Annotated in this window: 23 protein-coding genes; 9 read left to right on the top strand and 14 right to left on the bottom strand. The window is 59.1% G+C overall.

From position 1 onward, the window contains the following. Positions 1 to 142 precede the first annotated feature (142 nt). Together zapE and Q7C20_RS20895 are read left to right on the top strand one after the other, a co-directional pair. Positions 143 to 1249 carry a cell division protein ZapE gene (zapE, locus tag Q7C20_RS20900; RefSeq protein WP_375069902.1) on the top strand — a complete coding sequence of 369 codons (1107 nt, stop codon included), beginning with the start codon at positions 143 to 145 and terminating at the stop codon, positions 1247 to 1249. Positions 1250 to 1381: 132 nt separating this feature from the next. Continuing rightward, positions 1382 to 1873, top strand: a complete 492-nt coding sequence (locus Q7C20_RS20895) for a GNAT family N-acetyltransferase (protein ID WP_348060290.1) — start codon at positions 1382 to 1384, stop codon at positions 1871 to 1873. A 112-nt stretch (positions 1874 to 1985) separates the two neighbouring features. Here Q7C20_RS20895 and Q7C20_RS20890 read toward each other — a convergent pair whose 3' ends face one another. The 4 genes from Q7C20_RS20890 to Q7C20_RS20875 form a co-directional block, all read right to left on the bottom strand. Further along, on the bottom strand, positions 1986 to 2207 hold the full coding sequence (locus Q7C20_RS20890; protein WP_348060288.1) for a hypothetical protein: 222 nt from the start codon (positions 2205 to 2207) through the stop codon (positions 1986 to 1988). A 152-nt stretch (positions 2208 to 2359) separates the two neighbouring features. Next, positions 2360 to 4591 carry a TonB-dependent siderophore receptor gene (locus tag Q7C20_RS20885; protein ID WP_375069901.1) on the bottom strand — a complete coding sequence of 744 codons (2232 nt, stop codon included), beginning with the start codon at positions 4589 to 4591 and terminating at the stop codon, positions 2360 to 2362. A gap of 130 nt (positions 4592 to 4721) precedes the next feature. Next, a complete protein-coding gene (locus Q7C20_RS20880) occupies positions 4722 to 6464 on the bottom strand; it encodes a phosphoethanolamine transferase CptA (protein WP_375069900.1) in 1743 nt (580 codons plus the stop codon). Between the two features lie 154 nt (positions 6465 to 6618). After that, complete coding sequence (locus tag Q7C20_RS20875) at positions 6619 to 6780, bottom strand: DUF6026 family protein (protein WP_375069934.1); 162 nt, start codon at positions 6778 to 6780, stop codon at positions 6619 to 6621. Positions 6781 to 7063: 283 nt separating this feature from the next. Between Q7C20_RS20875 and gnd the strand changes: the two genes are divergently transcribed. Genes gnd through Q7C20_RS20860 form a run of 3 tightly spaced genes read left to right on the top strand, consistent with a single transcriptional unit; the run spans position 7064 to position 10388 of the window. Further along, on the top strand, positions 7064 to 8047 hold the full coding sequence (gene gnd / locus Q7C20_RS20870) for a phosphogluconate dehydrogenase (NAD(+)-dependent, decarboxylating) (RefSeq protein WP_348060280.1): 984 nt from the start codon (positions 7064 to 7066) through the stop codon (positions 8045 to 8047). Further along, on the top strand, positions 8044 to 9567 hold the full coding sequence (zwf, locus tag Q7C20_RS20865; RefSeq protein WP_375069899.1) for a glucose-6-phosphate dehydrogenase: 1524 nt from the start codon (positions 8044 to 8046) through the stop codon (positions 9565 to 9567). Before gnd ends, zwf begins: the two co-directional genes overlap by 4 nt. Further along, complete coding sequence (locus Q7C20_RS20860; protein WP_375069898.1) at positions 9564 to 10388, top strand: Cof-type HAD-IIB family hydrolase; 825 nt, start codon at positions 9564 to 9566, stop codon at positions 10386 to 10388. Before zwf ends, Q7C20_RS20860 begins: the two co-directional genes overlap by 4 nt. Positions 10389 to 10459: 71 nt before the next feature. On the opposite strand, the gene Q7C20_RS20855 is transcribed toward Q7C20_RS20860, so the two are convergent. Further along, on the bottom strand, positions 10460 to 10720 hold the full coding sequence (locus Q7C20_RS20855; RefSeq protein WP_375069897.1) for a hypothetical protein: 261 nt from the start codon (positions 10718 to 10720) through the stop codon (positions 10460 to 10462). 345 nt (positions 10721 to 11065) lie between these two features. Between Q7C20_RS20855 and Q7C20_RS20850 the strand changes: the two genes are divergently transcribed. Next, on the top strand, positions 11066 to 12391 hold the full coding sequence (locus Q7C20_RS20850; protein ID WP_375069896.1) for a sigma 54-interacting transcriptional regulator: 1326 nt from the start codon (positions 11066 to 11068) through the stop codon (positions 12389 to 12391). A 40-nt stretch (positions 12392 to 12431) separates the two neighbouring features. Here the strand turns inward: Q7C20_RS20850 and Q7C20_RS20845 are convergent, their stop codons facing one another. The 7 genes from Q7C20_RS20845 to Q7C20_RS20815 all read right to left on the bottom strand — a co-directional run bounded on the left by Q7C20_RS20845 (position 12432) and on the right by Q7C20_RS20815 (position 18432). After that, positions 12432 to 13742, bottom strand: coding sequence for a hypothetical protein (locus tag Q7C20_RS20845; protein WP_375069895.1), 1311 nt, complete (start codon positions 13740 to 13742; stop codon positions 12432 to 12434). A gap of 49 nt (positions 13743 to 13791) precedes the next feature. Continuing rightward, positions 13792 to 14541, bottom strand: a complete 750-nt coding sequence (locus tag Q7C20_RS20840; protein ID WP_375069894.1) for a hypothetical protein — start codon at positions 14539 to 14541, stop codon at positions 13792 to 13794. A 37-nt stretch (positions 14542 to 14578) separates the two neighbouring features. Next, positions 14579 to 15256 carry a C39 family peptidase gene (locus Q7C20_RS20835; protein WP_375069893.1) on the bottom strand — a complete coding sequence of 226 codons (678 nt, stop codon included), beginning with the start codon at positions 15254 to 15256 and terminating at the stop codon, positions 14579 to 14581. Positions 15257 to 15317: 61 nt separating this feature from the next. Then, complete coding sequence (locus Q7C20_RS20830; RefSeq protein ID WP_375069892.1) at positions 15318 to 16028, bottom strand: heme utilization protein; 711 nt, start codon at positions 16026 to 16028, stop codon at positions 15318 to 15320. Between the two features lie 67 nt (positions 16029 to 16095). Then, positions 16096 to 16659: an adhesin gene (locus Q7C20_RS20825; RefSeq protein ID WP_375069891.1), complete on the bottom strand. Its 564-nt coding sequence runs from the start codon at positions 16657 to 16659 to the stop codon at positions 16096 to 16098. Further along, positions 16656 to 17117, bottom strand: coding sequence for a hypothetical protein (locus Q7C20_RS20820; protein WP_375069890.1), 462 nt, complete (start codon positions 17115 to 17117; stop codon positions 16656 to 16658). Before Q7C20_RS20820 ends, Q7C20_RS20825 begins: the two co-directional genes overlap by 4 nt. A 316-nt stretch (positions 17118 to 17433) precedes the next feature. Next, positions 17434 to 18432 (bottom strand): FecR domain-containing protein, encoded by a 999-nt coding sequence (locus Q7C20_RS20815; RefSeq protein ID WP_375069889.1) that lies wholly within the window; start codon positions 18430 to 18432, stop codon positions 17434 to 17436. A 151-nt stretch (positions 18433 to 18583) separates the two neighbouring features. Between Q7C20_RS20815 and Q7C20_RS20810 the strand changes: the two genes are divergently transcribed. After that, positions 18584 to 18853: a PepSY domain-containing protein gene (locus Q7C20_RS20810; protein WP_348061699.1), complete on the top strand. Its 270-nt coding sequence runs from the start codon at positions 18584 to 18586 to the stop codon at positions 18851 to 18853. A gap of 22 nt (positions 18854 to 18875) precedes the next feature. Here the strand turns inward: Q7C20_RS20810 and Q7C20_RS20805 are convergent, their stop codons facing one another. Continuing rightward, entirely contained in the window at positions 18876 to 24008 is a 5133-nt protein-coding gene (locus Q7C20_RS20805) for a dermonecrotic toxin domain-containing protein (RefSeq protein ID WP_375069888.1), read from the bottom strand. Between the two features lie 199 nt (positions 24009 to 24207). On the opposite strand from Q7C20_RS20805, the gene Q7C20_RS20800 reads away from it, so the two are divergent. Continuing rightward, a complete protein-coding gene (locus Q7C20_RS20800; RefSeq protein WP_348061697.1) occupies positions 24208 to 25245 on the top strand; it encodes an Ldh family oxidoreductase in 1038 nt (345 codons plus the stop codon). A 34-nt stretch (positions 25246 to 25279) separates the two neighbouring features. On the opposite strand, the gene Q7C20_RS20795 is transcribed toward Q7C20_RS20800, so the two are convergent. Next, positions 25280 to 25600: a YqjD family protein gene (locus Q7C20_RS20795; protein WP_375069887.1), complete on the bottom strand. Its 321-nt coding sequence runs from the start codon at positions 25598 to 25600 to the stop codon at positions 25280 to 25282. Between the two features lie 164 nt (positions 25601 to 25764). Between Q7C20_RS20795 and Q7C20_RS20790 the strand changes: the two genes are divergently transcribed. After that, positions 25765 to 26016 (top strand): hypothetical protein, encoded by a 252-nt coding sequence (locus Q7C20_RS20790; protein ID WP_348061694.1) that lies wholly within the window; start codon positions 25765 to 25767, stop codon positions 26014 to 26016. The last annotated feature ends 174 nt before the right edge of the window (positions 26017 to 26190 follow it).

Genomic DNA, 26190 nt, shown 5'->3' with positions numbered 1-26190 from the left:
CTTGGCAGGGCAGTACAAATCACCCAAAAAGGAGTTTGTCATGTCCGTCCCGGAACTGGCCCCGGCCGTCGTCGCCTATAGCCTGAACGAGCAGGGCAAGATTTCACGGCTGGATATCTCGCTGTAAGTCATACTCGCGCGCATGACTTTTGACTCGCCTCTCGCTGCCTACACACATGCCATCGCCGGGCAGGGCTTCGTGCCCGACGACGCCCAGCGCCGCGCGGTTGACGCCCTGCAATCCTGCCACGAGGCCTTGCACGCAGGCCGCTCGCCGATGCAGGGGGTTTATTTGTGGGGGCCGGTGGGCCGTGGCAAAACCTGGCTGATGGACCAGTTTTATCAAAGCCTGCGCGTGCCGGCGCGGCGCCAGCACTTTCATCACTTTATGGGCTGGGTGCATCAGCGCTCGTTTCAACTCACCGGAATCCAAGACCCTTTGCAGGCACTGGCCCGTGAGCTGAGCAGGGAAGTGCGGGTGCTGTGTTTCGACGAACTGTTCGTCAATGACATCGGCGACGCAATCATTCTTGGCCGCCTGTTCCAGGTGATGTTCGAGGAGGGCGTGGTGATGGTGTGTACCTCCAATCAACCGCCCGACCAGCTTTACGCCGGCGGCTTCAATCGCGAGCGCTTTCTGCCGGGTATTGAGGCGATCAACAGGCATATGCAGGTGGTGGCGGTGGACGGCGATGAAGATCACCGCTTGCACCCGGGCATTGGCGTGCAGCGCTATTGGGTCGCGCAGCCGGAAGCGCTTGCCGCTGTATTCAAGCAGTTGAGCGAAGGGCAGGCAGTGAGCAGCGGGGCGGTGAGCGTCGGCTACCGGTCGATCGAGGCGGTGCAATCAAGCGAGACGGTGCTTTGGTGCCGCTACATCGATCTGTGTGAGCAGCCCTTGGCGGCGATGGACTTCATGCTGCTGTGTGACCGCTTCAAGGCAATTCTGCTGAGTGACGTGCCCAACCTCAGCGCGCAAAAGCGCCCGGCGCGCATTGCCCGTGGTACCGAGGATGCCGCCCAGCGTGTGGTGGCAGGGGATCGTGAGCTACCGGAACTGTCGGTGCACGATGACAGCGTGCGACGTTTCATTGCATTGGTGGATGAGTGTTACGACCGCAAGGTGCCCTTGTTCATCGATGCCCAGGTAGCGCTGGAACATCTCTATACCGAAGGCTACCTGGAGTTTGCGTTCCGTCGCACCCTGAGCCGCCTGCAAGAAATGCAATTGCAGCGTTTCGGCGCTTAGAAAAAATCCCGCATTCTTCGTACTTTCTGACGGGCATCTGTCGTTAATCTCCTTCATCTCCCGTGGGCTCCCCGCTTACAATCGCTCCCTCAAAGGGAGACGAAGCCCTTGTTGTCGTTATCGAGGAAGGACATGGACACCCCTGAAATTCTGGTGCTGCAAGCCAGCTACACCAACGCTGTGCACGCCGAGGCCATTGGCCTGGTACTCAATCATTACGCTGAAGACCCGATGGGCGGCGGCCATACATTGCCCGCCGACCTGTTGCAGCAATTGCCTGCAGAACTGGCCAAGCGCCCGCACGCGTTCAGCGTACTGGCCTTCGTCGGCGGTGAGCCGGCAGGGTTGGTCAATTGTTTTGAAGGGTTCTCGACATTCGCCTGCCGCCCGCTGGTCAATGTCCACGACGTGGCGGTGATTAACCGGTTTCGTGGCTTGGGCTTGAGTCAGAAAATGCTGCAAAAGGTCGAGGAAATTGCCCGTCAGCGCGGTTGCTGCAAGATCACTCTGGAAGTGCTTGAGGGTAATGCGGTGGCGCAGTCGGCGTATCGCAAGTTTGGTTTTGATGATTCGATGTTTGATCCGGCCCATGGCCGTATGTTGTTTTGGAGCAAACCGCTGTAATAAACGACAGGCATAAAAAAGGCGCCATTACATGGCGCCAAGTTAACCTTTGCCAAAGGAGCGGAATGGCACAGGGTAATGCGGATTAAATCAACATTAAATAAAGATTAAATCAGCTGTTAGGTAGCTGCTCTGCACTTTTCTGTTCAACGGTGTCGCCCTTAATGCTCTTGCCGTCGGCAACCGCAGTTTGTGGGTTAGTGCCGTGGGTCTTTTGCTGCATGAAGCTGAAGTCGTTGTAGAACTGCTTGGAACGCTCTGAACCGCCTTCGGCGAAAGCAGCAGCGGAGGTCAGTGTCATAAGGCCGGCCAGCATCAAAGTCGAAAGTTTCATCGTTGGTATTCCCATCAAAGTGTGATCAGTGTCTGCTCTCTCGGATCAGACTCGTGGGGCCGATTGTGTAGGGGTTGGATTAAGCCAGGCTTAACTGAGTGGCCTGGAAACTTAACAATTACGTTAAGTTTTCAGGCGACACAGCGCGGTATTTAAAGTGTCCAGTCCAATGCAAGCGTGACAGAACGCGGGTCTCCCCAATACACGCCATTATAAAAACCGACGTTGTTGTAGTACTGCTTGTCGAATAGATTGTTGACGTTCAGAGAAGCCGCTAAATGCTTGTCGAATTCATACCGTGACATCAGGCCGACCACGGCGTAGGCCTCTTGCCGGATCGCGGTGCTTTGGGTGATGTAATCGCCCGTAGCGGTGCGGCCGACGGGGCGCCTGGCATACCGATAGACGTCGCTCTGCCAATTGACGCTGGCACCTACCGTCAATCCTTGCCATTGGCCAGGCAGGCGGTAGGTAGTGGAGGTGCGCAGTAGGTTCAGGGGTTGTGCAGTGTTGTTGCGCTTGTTCTCGCCATTGACCGAGTGGGTATAGGTGTAGCCGGCTTTCATGTTCCAGTCAGGCATCACTTCGCCCGCCAGTTCGACTTCAAAACCGCGCACCTTGTTGCCCTTGCCGCCGGACTTGTAATACTGCTGCCCGTCCGGGCCCAGGGGAATCGAGTCATCAATCTCCGGCACATTGTCCTGGGTGGTCCAGAATACCGCGCTGGTCAGGTTGAGCCGGTGGTTGAGCAGGCTGCCCTTGAGGCCCAGTTCGTAATTCTTTCCAACGATGGGTTCCAGGTAGGCGTCGCCAACATCCTTTACATCCTGCGGCTTGAAGATATCCGTGTAGCTGACGTACGCCGTGAACGCGTCGTTGATGTCATAAAGCAGTCCGGCGTAGGGCGTCCAGATGTCGTTCTGGGTCTGGCGGCTGTTGCTGGCGCTGGTCAGTTCGCGGTCGGCGTAGCTGAAGTCGGTGCTGCTGGTTTTCCAACTGCCGTAGCGACTGCCCAGCACCGCGTGCCAATCGTCGCTGAGGTTGAGTCGCGTCGCCAGGTAACCGGCCTTCTGATAAGTGCTGCCACGCCTTTTGTCCATGTCAGTAGTTTCATCGGCAAACTCGGGAATGCCGCCTGTATCGGACCAGTCTGGAATAGTGCTGTAGTCGGCCGGCAACGGGCCGGGAATGATGTAGGGCGAGGAGTTGCGATTACGCGCCTGGCCATAACCGATCATGGCTTCATGATCGCGCCCCAATAGTGAGTAGGAGCCTGCGAGGTTGAAGTCTACGGCGTCCATTTTTTCATCGCCGGCGAAGTGGCTTGTGTAGGCAAAAATACCGCTGCGATCGGCATTCGGGTAACCGCCGCCGCCATAGTAGACCTTGCCGTCGGTCTCGCTCTCGCGGTGGGTGTAGGCGGCTTTCAGGCGCCAGTCATTCGCCAGGCGCTGGTCCAGTGTGACGAATGCGGTACGGTCAGTCAGCGGCCAGTTGCTCCAGGAGGTGGCGATGTTGTTGGAGCGCGGCAGGTTGGCCTTGTCCCCGGAAGCATTCCAATACGGTACGCTGCCCCAGGTGGCGCCCTGTATTTGCTTGTCCTGGTAGTCGTAACCCACCGCCAATACGGTGTCGTCGGTCAGGTCGGCTTCGAGGATGCCGTAACCGACCTTGCGCTCCAGAGCATAGCGATCACGAAATGACTTGCTGTCGCGATAAGCCAGCACCGAGCGCCCGCGTAGGCGGCCATCAAAGCCAAGCGGGCCGCCCACGTCAACATAGCTTTGGTAGTTGTCATAGCTGCCTGCACTGGCGCCGACTTTTGCCTCCCAATTGGCGGTCGGCCGCTTGCGTATCATGTTGACGGTGCCGGACGGGTCGCCCGCGCCGGTGGTCAGGCCCGTCGCACCCCGCACCACTTCGATATGGTCGTAGATGATGGTGTCTGAGTCCGACTTCAACCCGGTGAAGGTATTGAGCATTCCATCAATCTGGAAATTCTGGATCGCATAGCCGCGCGAATAGAAGTTGAAACGCTCCGAGTCATTGCGTTGTACCACTATGCCAGTGGTCTGATTCATCACCTCGCTCAGAGTGCCGAGCTTGAAGTCGTCCATCTCTTGGCGGGTGACGACGGAAACCGACTGCGGCGTTTCCTTGATGGACAAGTTCAGGCGAGTAGCAGTGCTCATCGCGCCTGTGGTGTAGGCACCGGTGTGTTCGGTGTTGGTGCCCAAGCCTTGGGCTGTGATGCGGGTGGTGCCCAGTTCAAGGGCTTTGGCGGGGACTTGCTCGGGGTCGGTTTCGGCCAACAGCTCAGGGCTCAGCGCGGCGCTGAACAGGCCAAGGGTAAAGGTCATGGAACGGGTAAACGGCGCGAACATCGCTGCAAACTCCTTGTCGTCTTTGAGACCACCCCGGAAAGGGGAGGCCATGGCTCAAAGACGAAAGGAGGTGCTGAACTTTAGGCTTAAACGAGAATGATTGTTATCTTTCTGTTACAGAGCCCATCGGTTATTTATTAACGACCTCGGCAGTCTCGGGTTTTTTCGGCTTGATCAGGCTGAAGTCAATCAGGCCCTTTTTCTGCGCGATATACGGATCGCCAATGATCAGCGGGCGCGGCGTGAAGCTGTCGCTGACCAGGCTCTTGGTACGGTCCAGCTCATCAAAACTCAACCCGGCGAGGTCGGCCCATGTGTGAATCAACTGCGAGCTGCTGTAAGGCCGCTGCAGGGCGCTGGCGAAGCTCCAGTCGTGGGTTTCACGCCATTTCGGGGAGGCATAGGCCATGAACGGAATGGTGTACATCGGCGCCGTCGGCTTGCCTTCGTTACGGCCCAGGGTGCTATGGCCGGCGGAGTCGTACACGTCTTCGCCGTGGTCCGACAGGTACATCAGGAAGCCGTTCGGGTCCGCCTTTGCGTAGTCCTTGATCAGGCTGGAAACCACGAAGTCGTTGTACAGCACGGCGTTGTCGTAGCTGTTATAGGTCGGCAGCTGTGCGTCGCTGATGCCGGCCGGAACGCCCTGGCGATCGGTGAATTTGTCGAAGGTCGGCGGGTAGCGGTACTGGTAGCTCATGTGCGTGCCCAACAGGTGCACGACGATGAACTTGCGCTCGGTGGGGTCAGCCAGCGCCTTGGCGAACGGAGCCAACACGTCGCCGTCGTATTGGCGGGCGTTCTGGTTACGATTGTTGTTGAGGTACACCTGCTCGTCGGCCTGTTCGGAAAAGGTCGTCAGCATGGTGTTGCGCTTGGTCATGGTCTGCTGGTTGGTGATCCAGTAGGTCTTGTAGCCGGCCTGCTTCATGACGCTGACAATCGACGGCGTCTTGAGGTACAGGTCCGGGTTCTCTTCGTCGGCAAAGGTCAGCACCTGCTGCAACGCTTCGATGGTGTAGGGGCGCGGGGTGATGACATTGTCGAACACCGCCAGTTGGTCACGCAGCTTGTCCAGTTCCGGCGTGGTATTGCGCGGGTAGCCATAAAGGCTCATGCGCTGGCGGTTGGTGGACTCACCGATGACCAGCACCAGCGTGGATGGCTGGCCCGCCATGGTGTCCTTGAGGTTTTTCAAGGGCGGGATCTGGCTGGCGCTGGTCAGCATGCCTTGCATGCTTTCCAGTTGTTCGGTGTAGCGGTGGTAGGCGACGATCATCTGCCATGGCACCGCAGGCTCGACGCGAGATTCGAAGCCTTCGATCCCGAGTTTCAAGGTCGGGTTGGTGGCAATCTGTTTCACCAGCGGGTAACCGACCACGGCCAATACGATGGCGGTCGCCGCCATAATCGATTGGCTTCGCGGCAGATACACCGGGCGCAGGCGGGTCCACAGGAAAACCGCCATGGCCGTGTGAGCGAGAAACGCCAGCACGATCCACCATGCGAAGTATTGGGTGGCGTACTCGCCGGCTTCAGAGATGTTCGACTCGAACATAATGAAGATGACGCTCTGCGAGAATTCCTGCTGATAGATGAAGAAGTAACCCAGGCTGGCCATGGAGCACGCCCACAGCACCACGCCGATCAAGCCGGCGAGCAAGCGCGTACGGCGCGGGAACAGCAGCATGGGCGCCAGCCAGAACGCGCTGAGGAAGAAGGCCTGGCGGAAACCACTGAAGCCGGACGTGCCGGTCAGCTGGATGAGCAGTTGGGTGATGCCCGAGAAATACCAGAAAAACAGAAACAGCCAACCAAGGCCTGCCCAATCAAAACCTTTCGCAGACTTGGTGCTGCGTTTAAACATCGCCATCCAGTACTCCAACCCGATAATTGCTCAGTCGCCGCACAGTCATGTGCGCAACAGAGAGCCACCGCGCGTGGGCAGCCCTATTCTCGGCGGGAGTATCGTGAGGAGTATGTGAAAACTTCGTGAGTTTATTCTAAAGGGTTCGTTCAGCTCAGGTTCAGCAAAGGCTGGGCTGGGTGCCGGACGCCAGGTTGACTTGGGCTTGAAGGTGCGAGCGCAGGCGCAGGACTTCCTGCTGCAACTGATCGCGTTCGTCTTTCAATTGATGCCACTCATCACGGCGAACGGTGACGTAGAGGGTCTGGGGCGGGCGGGTCATCGGTGATGTGCTCATTGCTTACCTCGCAAATAGCCGGTAGATCGCGGTGCCAGAACGCTTGAGTCGAGGTCCTCGGCAACAGTCGGAGCGATTCTGAATTCTTTTTGTAGGCAAGGGAACTTTTTTATTTTTGATGGTCGCTGTGACTTTTGCGCCAGTGATGGTGAAAGGATGGCCTCTTTTTGTCATGAAACTCCACGGATCGGCTCTGGACTAACCCTCATTAGCCTCATTGCGCTATAAACTATGTCACACATTTATTAGCAGTTAGGAGCATCAGCACATGCAACTGGGGATTATCGGACTAGGCCGCATGGGCGGTAACATTGCGCGGCGCCTGATGCTCAATGGGCATACCACCGTTGTATACGACCGTAACGAAGCCTTCGTCAAAGGCCTGAGCGAAGAGGGCGCCACTGGCGTCGCCGATTTGAAGGCACTGGTTGCCGGGCTGCAAAAGCCTCGCGCCGTATGGGTCATGCTGCCTGCCGGCGCGCCCACCGAAGACACCATCACTGAATTGAGTCACCTGCTGGAAGCCGACGACGTGATCATCGACGGCGGCAACAGCATGTATAAGGATGACATCCGTCGTGCCCAAGCCTTGTCGGAAAAAGGTCTGCACTACGTCGACGTCGGCACTTCCGGCGGCGTCTGGGGCCTCGAGCGCGGTTACTGCATGATGATCGGCGGTGACGTCGACGCCGTGCAGCGCCTCGACCCGATCTTCAAAAGCCTGGCACCGGGACTGGGCAACATCCCGCGCACCAAGGACCGTTCCGCCAGCGCCGATCCGCGCGCCGAGCACGGCTACATCCACGCAGGCCCGGCCGGTTCCGGGCACTTCGTGAAGATGATCCACAACGGTATCGAGTACGGCATGATGCAGGCGTTCGCCGAAGGTTTTGACATTCTCAAGACCAAGAACTCGGACAACTTGCCTGAACACGAGCGCTTCGACCTCAACGTCGCCGACATCGCTGAAGTCTGGCGCCGTGGCAGCGTGGTGTCGTCCTGGCTGCTGGACCTGACCGCCGACGCCCTGGCCACCGACCCGAAACTCGACGGCTACTCAGGTTCCGTAGCTGACAGTGGTGAAGGCCGCTGGACCATCGAAGCGGCCATGGAGCAAGCAGTGCCCGTGCCGGTGTTGTCGACGTCGCTGTTCGCGCGCTTCCGTTCGCGTCAGCAAAGCACCTACGGTGACAAGATGCTTTCTGCCATGCGCTTCGGCTTTGGCGGCCACGTGGAGACTTCCAAAAAATGACCGTCAACGGCAAGAAACCCCAAGCCGAACCCGCACCGCCCACCACGCTGTTTCTGTTTGGCGCCCACGGCGACCTGGTCAAGCGCCTGCTCATGCCGGCGCTGTACAACCTGAGTCGCGACGGGCTGTTGGGCGAAGGCCTGCGCATTGTCGGGGTTGATCACAACGCCATCAGTGACGCCGACTTTGCCAAGAAACTCGAGGACTTCATTCGCACCGAGGCTGCCAGCAAGGTCAAGGGCAATGGCGACAATGCCCTGGACCCTGAACTGTGGGCGCAGTTGGCCAAAGGCATCAGCTACGTCGAGGGCGATTTCCTCGACGACAGCACCTACGCCGACATCGCCAGCAAGATTGCCGACAGCGGCACCGGCAACGCGGTGTTCTACCTGGCCACTGCACCGCGCTTTTTCAGTGAAGTGGTGGAGCGTCTGGGCAGCGCCGGCTTGCTGAACGAAACCGATGAGGGTTTCCGTCGCGTGGTCATCGAGAAGCCTTTCGGCTCCGATCTGGCCACCGCCGAAGCGCTGAACGCTTGCCTGCTTAAAGTGATGAGCGAAAAGCAGATCTATCGCATCGACCATTACCTGGGCAAGGAAACGGTGCAGAACATCCTGATCAGCCGTTTCTCCAACGTGCTGTTTGAGGCGTTCTGGAATAACCATTACATCGACCACGTGCAAATCACGGCGGCGGAAACCGTCGGTGTGGAAACGCGGGGTAATTTCTTCGAGAAGACCGGCACCCTGCGCGACATGGTGCCCAACCACCTGTTCCAGTTACTGGCGATGGTTGCCATGGAACCGCCGGCGGCGTTTGGTGCCGATGCGGTGCGCGGCGAGAAAGCCAAGGTGGTCGGCGCTATCCGTCCATGGTCTCTGGAGGATGCGCGCGCCAACTCCGTACGCGGCCAGTACACGGCGGGTAACATTGGCGGCAAGTCGCTGCCCGGCTATCGCGAAGAAGCGAACGTTGCGCCTGACAGCAGCACCGAAACCTTTGTCGCCCTCAAGGTGATGATCGATAACTGGCGCTGGGTCGGCGTACCGTTCTACCTGCGTACCGGCAAGCGCATGAGCATCCGCGACACTGAAATCGTGATCTGCTTCAAGCCTGCACCTTACGCGCAGTTTCGCGACACGGACGTGGATGAACTCAAACCCACCTACTTGAAAATCCAGATCCAGCCTAATGAAGGCATGTGGTTCGACCTGTTGGCCAAAAAGCCTGGGCCGACCCTGGAAATGGCCAATATCGAGCTGGGTTTTGACTATAAGGATTTCTTCGAGATGCAACCGTCGACGGGTTACGAAACCCTTATTTACGACTGCATGACCGGCGACCAGACCTTGTTCCAGCGTGCCGACAACATCGAAAACGGCTGGCGTGCCGTGCAGCCGTTCCTGGATGCCTGGAAGGAAGACGACGGTATTCAGGCCTACAAGGCCGGTGAAGACGGTCCTGCGGCTGCCGATGCGTTGCTGGCCCGCGATGGCCGAACCTGGCACAGCTTGGGATGAGTGATGCCGCGATTCACCCCATCCGTTTTGTATTGAGTGACATGGACGGGACGCTGCTGCGTCCCGACCACACGCCCAGCCAACGCACGATCGACGCGGTGCGTGCGTTGCGCGATGCCGGCGTGTTTTTCAGCCTCGCCAGCGGGCGACCGCCCCGGGCCATGATGCATATGGTCGAAGCGTTCGGTATTGATGTGCCGGTGGCCGGGTTTAACGGCGGTACGCTGGTCAATCCCGACGGCAGCGTGTTGTTGTCGCACCACCTGCCCGCAGAAGCGGCACTGGTGGCGCTGGCGCTGTTTTCGGCGCAGCCGGACGTGGAGGTTTGGGTGTTTGCCGACGGTGAATGGCTGCGCCGCGATCCGCCCGGGCCGATGGCTGCCGTTGAAGAGGCAGGCCTGGGATATGGGCCTCGGGTAGTGGAGAGTTTTGAGCCGTACCTGGACCGGGTCAACAAGATCGTCGCAGCCAGCCGCAACGCGCCGCTGCTGGTCGAGCTTGAGGCGCAGTTGCAACCCAAGGTGCAAGGGCTGGCCCACGTGTCGCGTTCGCAGCCGATTTACCTGGATGTGACCGCACTGCTGGCCAACAAGGGTGATGCCTTGAAAACCCTGGCTGAACATCTTGGGGTACCGTTGGAGCAGACCGTGGCCATCGGTGATGGCGGCAATGACCCGGCGATGTTTGAGGTGGCCGGGTTGTCGATTGCCATGGGCCAGGCGGAAGAGGCGGTTAAGCGTCAAGCAACCGTCGTCACTGGCAGCAACGTTGACGACGGCGCTGCCGAGGCGATTGAACGGTTTATTCTTACCGCGCAATAAGCGCCGTTCCGGCGTGAACTTCCGATCATTGTTTTAGCGTTCTGACAATGATCGGAAGTTGTTGCGTCTCCTTACTTGGGCATTGCCCACGACTGCAACTGATGGCCTTCTTTGTCGAGCTCGGCGCGCGCTTGCAACAGCAAGTCTTCCAATTGGGCCGGGTCGGAATAAGCACTTGAGGACAGCTGTTTGCTGCCAATACGGGTATTGGTGCGGTCGATGACGCTCAGGCTCAGGGCGCCGTTGCCATCGTGCCAGGCCACGCACTGAAAGGGCTGAAAAGCACGGTCTGCGATCAAAAGAGCTTCGTTGATGCGGAGCGGGGCGTTCATGGGGTTCGTCTCTCTCAATGCCCATTCAAGTGAAGTGCCGGCGGTTGGGCTGACCGTGCGGCGGGTTACTTGTACTGATGCACGATGGCAGGGTACGGGTCACATCCTGGAACAAGAATTTTCAACTTTCCCTGACGGGCGTCATGTAAGCAGCTGTTTTAAAAGCGCAATAGGGTTTTTGCTGCGGCGTCACTTTTTGCCTGCGTGAAAGGGTAGGTGGCTTTTTGCCAACACTTATAGCGAAACGTTACAAGGAATGCGTCAATATTTTGCTAGTGTTGGCCGCAGCCCTCACAAATGGTTGTTTATAAGTAACTTTATCGATTTTGGCGCCAAGGAATAGACATGGTTGTTACACCTGTCCAAAGACGCTTGCTCGTTGTCGACCCGTGTGAAGACTGCCATGAGCTGCTGCCCGCCTTGCGCGCTGCCGGGTGGGAAGTGGACAGCTGCGCGCTGGGCGCCGTGGGCGACCGTTCATGTGATGTCGGCTTGCTGCGCTTGCAGCCTTACCACCTGGAACGCCCCGAAGCGGTCAAGGAGCTGATCAGCCGCAGTGGTACCGAATGGATCGCCGTGCTCTGCCAGGATGTGTTGCGCCTGCAGAATGTCGGTGATTTCGTCTGCGAATGGTTCTTCGACTTCCACACCCTGCCGTTTGATGTGGCGCGTGTGCAGGTCACCCTCGGGCGTGCGTTCGGCATGGCACGCCTGCGAGGCAAAGGTCAGATGCTGGTCGATGAAGTCGGGCACGAGCTGCTCGGTGACAGCCGTCCGATCCGTGAACTGCGTAAATTATTGGCCAAGCTCGCACCGACCGAATCCCCGGTGTTGATCCGCGGTGACAGCGGTACCGGTAAAGAGCTGGTGGCCAAGACTCTGCACCGCCAATCCCAGCGCCATGCCAAGCCCTTTGTGGCGATCAATTGCGGCGCGATCCCCGAACACTTGATCCAGTCCGAACTGTTCGGCCATGAAAAAGGCGCATTCACCGGCGCCCATCAGCGCAAGGTCGGACGCATCGAGGCTGCCAACGGTGGCACGCTGTTTCTGGATGAAATCGGCGATCTGCCGATGGAGTTGCAAGCCAACCTGCTGCGCTTTCTGCAGGAAAAACAAATCGAACGCGTAGGCGGCAGCCAGCCGATCCCGGTGGACGTGCGAGTGCTGGCGGCGACCCACGTGGATCTGGAGGCGGCGGTGGCCAAGGGCGCTTTCCGCGAAGACCTGTATTACCGCCTGAACGTACTGCAAGTGGTCACGGCGCCGCTGCGTGAGCGCCATGGTGATGTGGCGATGCTGGCCAACCATTTTTCGCGTTTTTACAGTCAGGAAACCGGCCGCCGCCCGCGCAGTTTCAGTGAGGATGCCCTGATCGCCATGGGCCAGCACCCGTGGCCCGGCAATGTGCGCGAGCTGGCCAACCGTGTGCGCCGCGGCCTGGTGCTGGCAGAGGGGCGGCAGATCGAAGCCGTTGATCTGGGGTTGCAAGGCCAAAAGGCAATCGCGCCACCAATGGCGACACTGGAGGACTACAAACACCGCGCCGAACGCCAGGCGCTGTGCGATGTGCTCAACCGGCACAGCGACAACTTGAGTGTTGCCGCGCGAGTGCTCGGCGTATCCCGGCCGACGTTCTACCGGTTGCTGCACAAACACCAGATCCGCTAGGGCGGGTAAACCTCATGGGACGCCCCGCGTCCCGCCATCACTAGAAGTAGTACGGGAATTTCAGGCTGAACGTAAAGTCCGGCGCATCATCGGTCATGCCAATCGACAGGTTGGGCACGATCGTCAGGTTATCCGACGCGGCTATGGTCATGCCCACGTTGAAGTAGCCGGCGTTGGCATCGCTGGAGACCACCGATTGCCAATCCCCGCCGTTCTGCTTGATCCTGCTCTTGCGTTGCACCAGGTCGGAAACGGAGAACGACATACTCATCTTCTCGTTCAACGCGAAGGCTACCCCCACGCCAAACTGGAAGCTGTCCCCAAGGCTGATTTTACCGGGGGTTTTCTGATTGACGTTGGGGCTGATGTCGTCGAACGACTCCTCGAAGTTATGCGTGTAAGACAACGAACCGAACAGCACCGCCGGGTCGAAGGTCTTGACCAGCGAGATGCCCGGCGTCACCGACCACACGCCATTGCCCGTTGGCAGGCTTTCCGGCACGGCCAGGTTATTGTTGTTGGCTTGTTCGATCAGCTTGATGCCATAGGGCTCCTCGCCGGTCGGCGCCTTGACCCGCACCGACAGCACGGCGTCCGGCAGGTGGGCGCTTTCATCGAGGAACTTGTAGGCAATGCCGACGTTAACGTCGCCGATGGTGGGGTCGCGCGTGACGGAACCTTCCGAGGTGGCGTTCGAGTCGCCGCCCGCGCCGCCTGATTGGTAAGTCGATTCGCGGTACACCACGGGCACGTTCAGGTCGAACTGCCAGCGATTGTCGAGGTTGTAGCGCCCGGTCAGGTCGAGGGTCCAGCTATCGGACTTGATCCGGTCCAGGTTCAGGTTGCCAAGGAAGATCGAGTCCAGCGCCAGAAAGCCGTTGAGGGACAGCTGACGCGCGTCGTAGCGGGCATAGGTGATGCCGGTTTCAACGCTGAACTTGCCGTTGCCGAAAAAGCCGCTGGCCTCGTTATAAAGGTTGCTCACGCTTTGTGCCGGGGCCGAGTCATCCTTGAGGCTTTGCCCGTAAGAGCTGCCACCCCCTGCGCCGCCTGAAGCGGCCGCCGCACCCACGCCCGTGGTGTTTGCGGCCACAGTGGCGCCGCCTTTCTGGAAGTCGGCGGGCGACTTGGCCAGGCGCCTGGGCGCCGGTGTTGCGGGTTGGTCTTCTACCTGTCGTACGCGTTGCTCCAATACGGCCAGTGCTTTTTGCTGCACTTCATAACGTTGCTTGAGTTCCAGCAGTTCCTGTTTCAAGGTCTCGATATCGGTATCCGGTGCGGCATAAAGAACGGATGCGGGCAGGAGCGTACTCAAACAAATCACGGCACGTAGCGATAACGATCGAGGCATGGAATAAGCCGTCCCTTTTTAATGCGTAGGTGTCGAGGCTCAGCGTAGTTTAATAACCAGCGGTGCGTAGGCCCTTGAGCTGGTCCAGATTGAGGTTCTGCGTGATGGTGTTAAGGCCGTTATTTCCCAGGACTACATTGAGTTGGGTCAGGTTGGAAATGGCATTCAAATCCCCTTTGATAATCGTGCCCTGGCTGACGGCGCCGCCGCCGATCTGCTGCAAAACGCTGCCTTGGTTGTTATTGGCCAGCAGCGCCATTTGCAACCCGCCGTTTTGCGCCGAAATCGTCACCTGGCCTGCCGCTGTGCCGCCGGTAACCGGCTGGCCAGCCATCAGTGCCTGGCCGGATTGCACGTAGTTGGCGGGTGCCAGGCCGTTTTTGCTCACGTTGATGTCGACGCCATTGGTGGCGCTGTTGCCATCGCCCGCCGCGCGGACACTTTGCACCACACCCTGGCCGCTACCCAGGCCGGAACCCCCGGCCACGGTGCCCGTGCCATCAGGCTGCCTGACCAGTCCGTTGCCATCGTGCCCGGTTATCTGCACATAAAATTGCGGCGTGACGGTGCTTGAACTGACCTGCATGTTGGCGGTGCCGGTGACGGTTGCGCCGGCGGCGTTCGTCCAGGTGGTGCTCATGACCAGGCCAAAGCTGACAATCCGCCCCGGCATTACATAGCGCCCGCGCAGGTCGGCCATCTCCGAGTCCTTGAGTTCGATCGGCTTGAACGCCGACGAGGCAAAAGCCGGCGCAGAGGCTGCCAGGCACATGACCGTCAGCCAACGAAACGTGTTCATCGTGAGCTCCTGGAGCGTCCTGCCCCTTATTGCGCTTCTAGAAGAAGTCGCTCTGGATAAAACCGAAGTCCATCAATTCGCTGTCGCGTACCGGGCTGAACTCGTTCAGTTGGCCCTTGGCGGTCAGCGGGTTGCGCGGGGTGAGCAGGGCGTTGGCCTTGTCGTAGCCTTCACCGATCACCGCGAACACGATGCCATTCCAGCCTTTGACGAAATCGTCCCTGGCGTAGCGCTTGTTGCCCAGCACGGGATCGCCGATATACGCCCAGTCCTTGTCGGTACGTTGCAGCACGACAAAGTGCTTGTAGCCGCGAATGTCGAGCAGCACCACCACCGGCACTTTGACGGTGACCAGTACGTCCGGGGCGATCCGGTAGCCCTTGGCGCGCATGTTGATACTTTCCAGGTAGCGCTTCATGTCGAGCATGGAGAAGCCCTGGGTGCGTACCAGATCCTGGTCGGCGTGGACCAGCATGCCTTTGATGACGTGGTCTTCATCCACGTCCATCCAGTAGGCTTGGCGCAGGATGGTCGCCAGTGCAGCGGCGCCGCAGCTGAAATCGGTTTTCTGTTCCACCAGGTTGGCGAACTTGCGCTCGCGGATGCTCTCGACCTTCTTGTAAATCACCGCACCGTTGGGCATGACCACGGCCATTTGCCCCGCCCATGCAGGGCCGGTCAGTGTGAACAGAAGGAGGAAGGCAACGAGGCGCATGATCGTAGGACCTGCTGGACACTGGAAATAAAAGGGCCTTGTTTCCAAGGCCCTATCTGAATCAGAAGCGGGTGGTGGATTGCACGACTACGTTGTTCGAGCCCTGGTTGCCGCTGCCCGACAGAACGTTGGAGTTCGACACGCCGGAGCTGAAGTTCATCGAGTTGTTCACGCTGGCATTGTTGACGACCGGTTTGGTGCTCCAGCCGTGGCCGCTGGCCAGGTTGAGCGTCAGGTTGCCGGATACGTCCTGCACGGCATTGACAGTTGCGGCGCCGCCGCTGCCATCTTTGTTGGCCTGAATGACAGTGCTGTTGCTGCCTTGGTTGGAGGTGCCGGCTGCGACGTTCAACTGGATGACGCCCGAAGCGTTGTTACCGCTGTCGTTCAGCGAGGCATTGTTTTTGCTGCCGCTGTTGATTGCCAGGTTGCCACTGTTCGATTGTGTGGAGTTCACAGTAGCGAACACGAAATCAGCGTCGGCAGACTGAATGACAACGTCGTTTTTGCCCTGGTTGTTGTCACCGCTCAGCACGTTGCCGTTGGCCACACCACTGATGTTTTTGTATGAGTCAGTGGCCGAGGCGTTGTTTTTGGTTTCGTCATTGATCACCACGTTGCCGCTGTTGCTTTGACGGTCATTGGAGGTAGCGCTGGCAGTGACTGGCGCAGGTTGTGGGCCGCCATGGCCAGGCTGACCCGCTTGAGCAGCAACAGCCATGAGCGCAGCGAGAGCGAATGCCAGTGGTTTGAGAGCCATTGTGGTTTTCATGGTGTATCTCCTTGCTTCTAATTGGTTGGTTAAGTGTTGGTGCGTTCCAGCAATCGACTCAGCTCCATCAGTTGAGTCGTACATTCAGGGTGTTAGCCACTCGGTTCCCCACCCCGGCGCTCTGGTTGACCTGTACCACTCCACGGCTGCCGGTGAAGGCCTGGTCGCTTGTCACGACCTGGCGGCTGCCAGTGGTAGAGGTCAAACCCGAGTCTGTTGCAAGCGCAACGGTCTGTTGCGACATGACACTGTCGTCGATGCTTTGCGGGCCAGCGTTCACGCTGATGCGCACGGCATTGATCATCTGGTTTTGCGCCCCGGCGGACTGGTTGACGCTCAGTGCACCGTTGCTGTTGCTGAAAGAGTTGCCCCGGATCGCGGCGTTGGCGTTCAGAGAGCGGTCAGCGGCAGCGTCGTTGATTTTTTGAATGACGGTGATGGTTGACTGGGTGCTGTGCCCCACCGACAGGGCGAGGTTGTTGCTCAGTTGATGTTCATCACCGGCGGCCTGGTTGATCAGGACCACGCCGTTGTACTGCGTTCCGGTGTTATCAATGGTCGCGTTGTTGTTGCTGTCGGCCAGCGCCGATGCGCAACCGAGCGTTGCCAGCAGGATCAGGGCACGGTTCATTTCATCGCCCCTCCGATCATGCCGCCGAGGTTGTTCAGCGGCGCAAGGCCCCGTGAAACTGCCCCGTTGACCGTGTTCGAGACGCCACCGCCGCCACCCGCGCCGAGGCCGGCCGCGTTGCCCGCACTCAAGCCTTGACTGCCCGTAATTGTGTTCAGGCCGGGAATGTTGCCGTTCGGCATGAGGGTGCGCGTAATGCCTGCGCCGCTGCTGATGCCCGCGATGTCGTTGTCGCTGAGTTCACGGTTGGTGGCGCGCAAAATTTGCGCCGAGGCGTTGGCATTTACGGTCGTGGGGTAGGGGTCGGATCCGCGTGAGCGGCCAATCGCATAAGGGTGCACCTGACGCTCAAGGACAATCACACCATCGCCTGCAGCGAGCACTGGCAGGCTGACGCCGGCACTCATGGCACAGCTGATCAGCAGGAGGCTCAGTGAGCCTGGAGTGTGTGTGTTCACGGCAACGTTCCTTATGCTTCGCGCTGACCCTGAACAGCGCTGCAAGACAAGGAGCAGAACCCGTGCCGCTTTTTATTTTGTTTTGATAATCAAAGGCCTGGGATTTAAACAAGGCGAAATGATGGCCGCAGTGTTTCAGCGTTGAGACAGTATTGCCTCGGCCAGTGATGCCCGGCCCCATTTGCGGGTTGTCTCAGCGATGTAACAGTGGGCGTGACAAAACCATGAACCCGCTACAGGCGGGCGGTTCAGGCCGGGGATGTGTTTCAAAAATGGACACTGCGGGCGCAAATGAGCCCCAGCCTTGAGGCAAGGCTCAGCCCTTGGGTGCTTTGCGCGGGATGGAGTTGAGTACAGGGTTGCCGTCCTGGTTTTGGGTCAGGTAGACCGGTAAAACCTTGGGCAGGGAGGCGACGAGGTCTTTGACCTCTTGGGTGTTGTAGATCCCGCCAATCCGAATCGCGCCGGTACTGGCGTCTGCCAGCATCACCGGTTTGTCCAGGTAGCGGTTAATCAACGGCAACGCATCGGCCAGCGCCAGGTTGTCGAGTACCAGTTTGCCGCTACGCCAGGCCAGAGCGCTGTCATCCGGGTTGAACGCTCGCACCTGCGGCGTGGCATCGCCCAGTCGGTAGCTGGCTTGCATGCCGGGGCTCAGCGGAACACTGGCGGACTGCCCGTCGCTGGAAACCTGTACGGAGCCTTCGAGCAGCCTGACCTGTACACGGTCTTCATACTCCCAGACGTTGAACTGGGTGCCGGTCACACGGACCTTGCCGGCGCCTGCGTAGACGACAAAGGGATGCTCAAGGTTATGGCTGACCTTGAAAAACGCCTCGCCCTTTTTCAAGGTGACCCGGCGCTCGTCCTTGTAGTTGCTGTAGACCAGCTCGGTGCCAAGGTTCAGTTCCACTTGGCTGCCGTCGCCCAGGGTGACCTGGCGCAAGCCGTTGGTGGCATCGAGCCTTTGATAGGCGTTGGGCAGCCAACCGGCTTCCCAACCCGTGAACGCAGCCAAGGGCAAGGCTGCCAGGCAGACCGCGGCGGCGACTGCATACGTGCGCAGGCGGCTACGGGGTTTGAGCGGGGCTACCGCCGGGAGTGGCGGCGCGTTGCGCGGTAAATGATCAGCGACATCCCAGATTTCCAGCATGGCCGCGTATTCGAAAGCATGCAGCGGATCAGCATCGTGCCATTGCTCAAAGGCCTGCCGTTCCGTGGTGGTGCAATCGCCCGCGTGCAGCCGCATGCACCAATGCGCGGCGGCGTCGGTGATAGCGTCATATTCGGCTTCTGAAAGGGACTGTTCGCTCATTAACTCATCCTGATTTCCCACAGTCTAACCTCTGCAGATGGAGGACGAGAACAGCAGTCATGGCTATTGCACATCAATTGGAACTTATTCTCGTTTGAAAGCACCTAAAAAATTCGGGACTGAAACACTCATTGCCAAATGGAGTATGACCATGTTCAAGAAAACCTTAGTCGCCTTGTGTGCAACCACCGCCTTGCTCAGTGCCGGCGCGGCCATGGCCGACAAGCCGGGCGCCGGCTGGATCCCTATCGAAAAAGCCATCGAAGTGGCCAAAACCAAGGCCGGTTATATCGAGGTTTATGCCGCCGAGGCAGACGACAACGGCTACTGGGAAGTCAAGGGCCGCAAGTCTGACGGCGTCGTGTATGAAGCCCGCATCGATGGCGCTTCGGGCAACGTCTTGCGTGACCAGAAAGACTGATTGACCCCCTTCGGGGGCCTGTTCAGGCCCCCGGATCCAATACCCGCCCCAGGTAGGTAATCAGGTACGTCAGTGAATCGGCGTTGGCCAGAATGGTGTCGATCCGTCGATCCGGATCCGACATGAACACTGACCGTGCGTCATTCAGTGTCTTTGCACCTGTCAGTTTCAACACCCTATCGCGCAACTGTGTAGAACCATAACGGCCGAAGTCATCCCAACGTTGCGCATATTCATCCCAGGATTTGAACAGCAGGGTGGCCGGAGTCAGCGTCGACAGGGCGGTATCGCGCAGGTTTGAAAGCGCCGTGTGCAACCTCAAACCGTCAGCAGTGCCCCGGTTAATCAGGTCCTGGAAGGGGCGCATGCTGTCCAGGTAAGCGATGTCCTCGGTCAGCGATGTCAAATGGCCCAGTTCATGAATCAAGGCGGCGGCCCGCGCATGATGGTCTACATCAAACGGCGTGTTGAGGTGGGGTTCATAGATGTGCATGCCGGGGTTGAAGAAAGCGTCCATCAAAAAGATTCTTCGCTCTCGGTCGGTGGGTATCACGAAGGCGAAGTTCGAACTGACAGCCCACTTGGCGCGGCCGATGACAAACCGTTGTGAGTTAGGGACGGTGAGTGTGTGATCGGTGAGCCCGTTGAGCATTTCCATGATGCGCGCCTGGACTTTCGCTAGCTGCCCGGGGTTAACGTTGAGGATGCCGAACATGTCGGTCAGAAAGCGCCCGACACGCGAATCGGCGTCAGGTTGCTGCGCAAACAACGCCACGTTGCGATGGCAGGTCACCGTGTAGTAAGTCGCCACATTGATCGCTTCGTTGATGCACTCGGCCATGAACGGCGACAACGCGCGAATGTTGTCCATGCCCTCTGCTTGAACATTGATGACCTCGCGAACAGCCCGGCGAGTGTTAAACCGGTTGAAAGGGCGCGACAGTGCCGGACCGAACTGTGGTTCGCGTCGAGTCAGGTCAAGCACCCACTGGCCTCTGGGGTTGCGCACGATGTAAGGCCCCGGATCTGACCCCAGGCTGACCCGCCAGTGGTCGCCGAGACGTTTTACCGGGTAGACCTTGCCCTCCACCGGCACAAAGTCCCGGTTGCTGGAAGCCTGCGTATAGACACGGTTCAGAGGGTTTCGCGAGAGGTCTGCCAGGGCCACTGTCGCGTCTTCAAAGTGCCGCATCCGCGTGCGCAAGGGGTCGGTGATATCCGGCTCGTCCGTGGGTATTTGCGCCGACACCGAGGGGGCTGAGTCTGGAAGCAGTGCATCCAACTCGCTGCGTAAGGACGCCAACGACGCCAAGCCCTGCACAAACTTGTGCATGCCAAGGCCGAAATGCTGCGCCTGCAAGGCATCGGCAGAGGTTTCGAACAGTTTGAAACTGCGCCACACCACCAGCGGAAATTTGAGTTTGCCGGCAAAGAATTGCAACGCCATGGGCACGCCCTCGCGTAACAAGCGGGTAATGCTGACCCACTGGTCTTTGCCGTCTTTTTCGAATTGGCAGGTGAGCATTTTCAGCAGTTGTTGGGCGTTGTCGGCAAACAGTTGCGGCAGAATATTGCGCGTCACGGGTGACGAGGCCAGGGTTATTCCCGTGTCATCGGCGGGTGCCGGGGTGCGTAACAGGTTGCGGTAGAGGGCCTGATGCGGGTCACCCAGTTGGCGAATGATCCACGCTTGCAGCGGCCCGGGCCGGTATATCTCGTCGATTAGATCGTCTTCATCCTCGTATTCCTTGATCACGCTTGACGGGCTGTAAGGCGCGTAAAGCACCCAGGGACCGGTTGCCGGTGGTTGCGGGCCAATCAGGTACAGGCCGGGCACCACCACCGGCACAGCGCCCGGTGTGGCGATCAGCGCCAATGGGCGCACCATCGCGGCCTTCTCGTTGAAAGCCTTGCGCGCCACGCCATCGGGCATGTCAAACACCTGCTGGATGAAGCCCCAGGCCTTGGCGCTCAGGCGTTCTTCGAGCTTTTCCTCGTGGGCATGGCGCAGCAGTTGCCAGGGCAATTGTTGACAAAACCGCCTCTGTCGCTGGCGCGTGTCCTCGGTAGCGGAGGTCAGCAAGGGCGTGAGCACGTCGCGGTAGTTGGTGGCGATGTCGACCTGGCGCACCAACTGTTCCACTGCCGCGCCATCCAGCGTTGGCGGCAGGGGCGTCGCACCGCGCGCGTGGGGACGAAGGTTATCGGCGTGCAGGTCGGGTAAGTGGCGCAGTGCAAAGTCGGTAAGGCTCAGGGCATGCCCAGTGAGCACCACGCGCTGCGGAATCAGAATGTCGTCCGGGTTTAATGCTTGGTCAGGGAAACGGTTCTTCAGCAACGCCTGCAAGCTGCTGGCGACGTGTTCGCGCAGCGATGGCACGCCGTGCAGGTAATCGCGTTGGTCGGGGGCGCTGAGGCGGTATTGCTCCAGCAATTCGGCGTGAAGCATCTGTTCATGCGGCGACGCCAGGCCAAGCCACACCGGCAAAGCTTGTTGCGCAATCATCGCTTGAGCGAGGGCTTTGGCGCGGCCGAGGTTAGACGGTGGCATCCGCTGCATCTCGCTGTCCAGGCAGTCCTGGAGTTGCCTGGGAGCCAGTGGCATGGCCAGCCAACGGTCAATGCCATCAATCTGGTAGTCCAGATAGCTCTGTTGGCGGTTATTGAGCAAATGCTCGTCGATGCGTTGCAGCGGCCCAAGGCGGAACACTTGATGAGGGGGGCGCTGGCTGATGGGTAAGTTCTGAAGCAAGGGCAAGCGCTTGTCCGCATGTGCCAGACGCTGTTCAAGCGCCTTGCGCAGGGCATATACCGAGGCGAACGGTTCGTGCCCACGCTGCGGTGTCCACAGGACAGCCTGGCCGGAGCGCTGAATGTCGGTACCACCGCGCTCCGTCAGCACAAAACAGTTGGCCAGGGGCCGCAGTTGCGGGTCATCGCCGATCTTCAGGGTTAAACCGTAGGCATCCGGCATAAAGCCTTCCAGTCCATGGCGTTTGTAGCGGGTCATGCTCTCAGGGCGCAGTACGGTGTCGAGAATTGCACAGTGGCGCGTGCTCAACGTTGTGTTCAGCTGCCGCAACTGCGCCTCGCTACGCAACCCAAGCATCAAGGCATAGTTCATCGAGTCTCGATGACGCTCCAGAAACTGGCGGGGAAGGGTGCGGATGTCATGTTCGACGAGGGGCTTCATGGCCTGCTCAATCACGGCGTTGAAGGTGCGGACGTCCAGGTTGCTCCAGCGCGTTGCCGTGCCCTCGCGCCGCTCGCTGTAAAGCCCGAATTCGGGCACATCGGTGACGGGTTCGGCGGTATTCGCCAGGCGCGCAATAAAGTGCTCAAGCATGCTTCGGGACTGCAGCGGGATACGCTCTTCCAGCGGCTGTGCCTGGCTGGCGTACGTGTTGGCGTACACATCGGTGGCGTCGATCTTCAGCAAGCGCCTGCTCAGTTCCTGATTCAGGCTGTGTATGGCCAGGCGGCGCAGTGTGGGGTGATTGTCCCGTTCCACCTGTAAGGCGGCATCGGCGGCCTGAAGCGCGAGCAACTGCTGTTTGGCCCGTTCTGCCTGCACTGTCGAAGGGCCGCCATGCTCAGCGCTGATCGGGTGAAGGCTCCAACGGCCTTCGGTGTCCATCCCCAGTAGACGGCTGTCGAGCATGGCGCGCACGTCCAGCGCGCAATCGAGCAGCGCTTCGAGGTCGATTGCGCCGCCGCTGCGGCGAAACAACCTGAGGGCATGTTCCAGATTGCTCAGTTGTTTGGCGGCGATGTCCTCGACCAGCGTGCTGAATACGCCGCCGTGTACCGGGCGCCCACTGACCTGCACCGCGTCCATGGCGATATACAGGCTGCGCTCCTCCAGGGAGAGGTAGTTCAACAGTTCATCCTGATGCCCGGCGGCTTTGAGCATGCTCAGCAGCGTGTCATTCAAATCGGCCAAATCTGTGAGCACTTGCAGCCCGCGTGTCTGCGTATAGAGGTAGGCGCAGGTGCCATCATTCATCATCAAGGTTGCGGCCAGCTCAACGTAATGTTGATAGGGCGCGTGAATGCTGACTTTTTCGACTTGCAGCGGACGGTGCCAGGCGCTGCGCGCTGCCTGGTCGGGAAGAAAAATGCCGAGTAATTCCTGATTCTCCGCCGCAGACACAATCTGCGCATGCTGCTTGAAGAACAGATCGGCACGGAACACGTCACTCATCACTTGAGTAAAGAATTCCAGGCGCGACTCGCCGTTGCCGGTGTCCTCGTTCCACCATGTCGTCAGCAAACCGGCAAGCAAGGGGCAAAGGACTTCGGCGGTTTCTTCCACCAGGCTTTCCCAGCGGGTTTGGTCCTGTGTACGTTCGGCCTCGGTGAAACCTGTGGTGACGTGCCGCGGGTTACTGAAGGTGCGACGCTGCCCAGCGGGCCACGTGTGCTTGAGGTAGTACTGCAACAACGTTTCGCTCAGCGTCGCCGAGGCTAACCATGGGTCAGTAGCGTGGCTGTCGTTGTCCGTCGAGGCGGTAAAGCTGTAAACCCGGGTGTCGCGTTGATCCAGGCCGGGAAAATACGTGCGCGCGGTTATGCCGAGCAGTGTGTCGAGCATGGACGACAAGCTGGGCGTGGTGCGCAACGCATCGAGCATGCGTTGGATATTGTGCTGCTGGTTGACGCCAATGGCGCGCTGCTGGTCTTCAAAAACGCCCCCGGCGATCAGCGCTGTCGCAAGGGTAAAAGGGCTGTCCGGGACAAAATTTTTACGTTCTTCTATCGTTAAAAATGCAATTAAATCAATGTTATCCGTTTCATTTTTCAAGCGATTTATAACGCTGGAAAGCAACGTCTCACGATTGTCGAACACCTCGATTCCACCGTACGGTGTAAAGAGCAAGGCCTTGTGGTCGTCAGGGCTGGGGCTCATTAAAAAGGCGCCTGCCAGCGACACCGTGGCGCTTCCTTCCATCTCCAACACGAGTTTTTCCACCACCATGGGCGCAGTGCGCTCTTCGCTGTCCTGGCGTGCCGCATCGGTGGCGTAGTACAGGGTGTCGAGCCAATCAAGGTCATTGAGCGTAAGCCCCAGCGCCTGTTCACGCGGCGTCGGCTGCTTTCTTCGGAATGGCTGGTGAAATTCTTCGAAAAAGTAAGGTGGGTTGACGCTGGCCATCGCTCGCTCCATCACGGCCAGAGTTGGCCAACTGATCGGCAGCGTAAAAGGTTCGGGCCTGCCCGTTGCGGTAGATAACTGCTGCAAAAGCGCCTGGGATGGCAAACGTCGATTGACAGCAACTGGCGGGCGCGTTGTTTAATCGCAGGTCTGGTTTCTCGTCTTGTCGCGCCTTCCAATCATAAATTCGGAGCTTCAGATGTCTACGCCGTCCAAGCTAGTTGAAGGTTCTCGTGTCTCCATCGGTTTCGGTGAGCTGGTGGCGTTACTGCAACAGGTATTTGTGCGGCACGGCACCTCGCCTGAGGTGGCTGCGATTCTCTCGCGCAATTGCGCCAGCGCCGAACGTGATGGCGCGCACAGTCATGGCATTTTCCGCATTCCCGGCTACCTCAGCACCCTGGCCAGTGGCTGGGTAGATGGCCGCGCAGTGCCCATTGTTAGCGATGTGGCTTCAGGTTTTGTGCGGGTAGACGCAGGCAATGGTTTTGCCCAGCCAGCGCTGGAAGCGGCCAGAGGGCTGTTGGTAGACAAGGCGCGCAGTGCCGGGATTGCCTTGCTGGCGATCCATAACTCCCATCACTTTGCCGCCTTGTGGCCCGACGTCGAACCCTTCGCCGAACAGGGGCTGGTGGCCTTGAGTGTGGTCAACAGCATGACCTGCGTGGTGCCCCATGGCGCCGACCGCCCACTGTTCGGCACCAACCCCATCGCCTTTGCCGCCCCGCGCGCCGATGGCCTGCCGATCGTGTTCGACCTGGCAACAAGCGCCATCGCCCATGGTGATGTGCAGATTGCCGCGCGCAAGGGCGAGCGCCTGCCGCCGGGCATGGGCGTCGACGGCCTGGGCCAGCCGACCCAGGACCCTAAGGCAATCCTTGAGGGCGGCGCGCTGTTGCCGTTCGGCGGGCACAAAGGCTCGGCGTTGTCGATGATGGTAGAGCTGTTGGCGGCAGCGCTGACCGGTGGCAATTTCTCGTTTGAGTTCAATTGGGCTGATCATCCTGGCGCGCGTACGCCCTGGACGGGTCAGTTGCTGATCGTGATCGACCCGAGCAAAACCGCCGGGCAAAGCTTTGCCGAGCGCAGCCAGGAATTGGTGCGGCAGATGCATGCAGCAGGGTTGCGGCGTTTGCCGGGGGATCGACGTCATCGCACACGGGCGAAGTCGGAGCAGGAGGGGATTGTGATCGACGTGCAGGAATTGGAGCAGTTACAGGCATTGGCGAACGGTTAAAAAGGGCAACGCCGGTGGCGTTGCCCTCAGGGCATCAGTTACGACGGCCCAGCAGCAGGCCTACGACCAGGCCGAAACCGGCGGAAATCGCCACGGTCTGCCATGGGTGACCACCGATATAGTTTACGGTGGCATCGACCACAGGCTTGCTGCGCTCGCGCACGTTGGACACCGAATCCAGGGCTTGCTTGAGCTTGATGGCGACCTGCTCACGCAGGGTTTCGCCTTCTTCGCCGACCAGCGACGCGCTGCTTTTGAGCAGTTTGTCGGATTCTTCGATCAATGCCGTCAGTTCACTGAAAGCTTGATCCTTGATTTGTTCTTCGACAGCTTGGGCGGCAGATTTGCGGGCCATTGTGTGACTCCTTGCAGGTGAATGTGACAGTGAACAATGGAGTATCGGGCTGCTGCAAAAGTTGCAGTTTTTTTGTGGCTGGGGAGTTTTGGGTGAAAAACCGGATCAGGAAATGGGGGGCTGGCGTGTAAGATGTCCTCTATTTTTGTAGCAGGGGATTTAACATGAGCTTCAATCTCGCAGACAAGACCCTGGCTGAGCGTGCTGAGCTGGAAGATGAAAAGTCGCGTCTTTATGATTTGTGGCAGGCGAACCTGGGTAAGGCCAAGGGGGAGGCGGCGCGGTTGTTTGGGGAGCGTGCGAAGCGTAAGGGAAAGTGGGCGGAGTGGGTGCGATCGGAGTTGGACGGGATGTCGCCGCCCGAGTTTTCCAACATGGTTCGTAGTGAGGTTAATAAGTTGATGGCGGCTAAGTAGGGGGTGTATCCGGTATTTTTGTGAGGGTTTGGATGGGTTCCGCTCTTACAGCGGGTCACTTTTGGAAAAGAGCCCCAAAAGTAACCAAAAGGGCTCTTGCCCCACCACTCGGCACCTCGCTATGGCTCGGTGTGCCCGCACTCCGGCTTGAATCCGTGGGCCGCCGCGATGGGC

Source organism: Pseudomonas sp. AMR01 (assembly GCF_041946035.1).
GTDB classification, from domain to species: Bacteria; Pseudomonadota; Gammaproteobacteria; order Pseudomonadales; family Pseudomonadaceae; genus Aquipseudomonas; species Aquipseudomonas antarctica_B.
The sequence above is the reverse complement of the archived record's forward strand: the minus strand, read 5'-3'. Positions and strand labels throughout refer to the sequence as shown.

Excerpts from the sequence above, each read along its gene's own strand:
- zapE (WP_375069902.1), top strand. The coding sequence starts at position 143 with ATGACTTTTGACTCGCCTCTCGCTGCCTACACACATGCCATCGCCGGG.
- Q7C20_RS20895 (WP_348060290.1), top strand. The coding sequence starts at position 1,382 with ATGGACACCCCTGAAATTCTGGTGCTGCAAGCCAGCTACACCAACGCT.
- Q7C20_RS20890 (WP_348060288.1), bottom strand. The coding sequence starts at position 2,207 with ATGAAACTTTCGACTTTGATGCTGGCCGGCCTTATGACACTGACCTCC.
- Q7C20_RS20885 (WP_375069901.1), bottom strand. The coding sequence starts at position 4,591 with ATGTTCGCGCCGTTTACCCGTTCCATGACCTTTACCCTTGGCCTGTTC.
- Q7C20_RS20880 (WP_375069900.1), bottom strand. The coding sequence starts at position 6,464 with ATGGCGATGTTTAAACGCAGCACCAAGTCTGCGAAAGGTTTTGATTGG.
- Q7C20_RS20875 (WP_375069934.1), bottom strand. The coding sequence starts at position 6,780 with ATGACCCGCCCGCCCCAGACCCTCTACGTCACCGTTCGCCGTGATGAG.
- gnd (WP_348060280.1), top strand. The coding sequence starts at position 7,064 with ATGCAACTGGGGATTATCGGACTAGGCCGCATGGGCGGTAACATTGCG.
- zwf (WP_375069899.1), top strand. The coding sequence starts at position 8,044 with ATGACCGTCAACGGCAAGAAACCCCAAGCCGAACCCGCACCGCCCACC.
- Q7C20_RS20860 (WP_375069898.1), top strand. The coding sequence starts at position 9,564 with ATGAGTGATGCCGCGATTCACCCCATCCGTTTTGTATTGAGTGACATG.
- Q7C20_RS20855 (WP_375069897.1), bottom strand. The coding sequence starts at position 10,720 with ATGAACGCCCCGCTCCGCATCAACGAAGCTCTTTTGATCGCAGACCGT.
- Q7C20_RS20850 (WP_375069896.1), top strand. The coding sequence starts at position 11,066 with ATGGTTGTTACACCTGTCCAAAGACGCTTGCTCGTTGTCGACCCGTGT.
- Q7C20_RS20845 (WP_375069895.1), bottom strand. The coding sequence starts at position 13,742 with ATGCCTCGATCGTTATCGCTACGTGCCGTGATTTGTTTGAGTACGCTC.
- Q7C20_RS20840 (WP_375069894.1), bottom strand. The coding sequence starts at position 14,541 with ATGAACACGTTTCGTTGGCTGACGGTCATGTGCCTGGCAGCCTCTGCG.
- Q7C20_RS20835 (WP_375069893.1), bottom strand. The coding sequence starts at position 15,256 with ATGCGCCTCGTTGCCTTCCTCCTTCTGTTCACACTGACCGGCCCTGCA.
- Q7C20_RS20830 (WP_375069892.1), bottom strand. The coding sequence starts at position 16,028 with ATGAAAACCACAATGGCTCTCAAACCACTGGCATTCGCTCTCGCTGCG.
- Q7C20_RS20825 (WP_375069891.1), bottom strand. The coding sequence starts at position 16,659 with ATGAACCGTGCCCTGATCCTGCTGGCAACGCTCGGTTGCGCATCGGCG.
- Q7C20_RS20815 (WP_375069889.1), bottom strand. The coding sequence starts at position 18,432 with ATGAGCGAACAGTCCCTTTCAGAAGCCGAATATGACGCTATCACCGAC.
- Q7C20_RS20810 (WP_348061699.1), top strand. The coding sequence starts at position 18,584 with ATGTTCAAGAAAACCTTAGTCGCCTTGTGTGCAACCACCGCCTTGCTC.
- Q7C20_RS20805 (WP_375069888.1), bottom strand. The coding sequence starts at position 24,008 with ATGGCCAGCGTCAACCCACCTTACTTTTTCGAAGAATTTCACCAGCCA.
- Q7C20_RS20800 (WP_348061697.1), top strand. The coding sequence starts at position 24,208 with ATGTCTACGCCGTCCAAGCTAGTTGAAGGTTCTCGTGTCTCCATCGGT.
- Q7C20_RS20795 (WP_375069887.1), bottom strand. The coding sequence starts at position 25,600 with ATGGCCCGCAAATCTGCCGCCCAAGCTGTCGAAGAACAAATCAAGGAT.
- Q7C20_RS20790 (WP_348061694.1), top strand. The coding sequence starts at position 25,765 with ATGAGCTTCAATCTCGCAGACAAGACCCTGGCTGAGCGTGCTGAGCTG.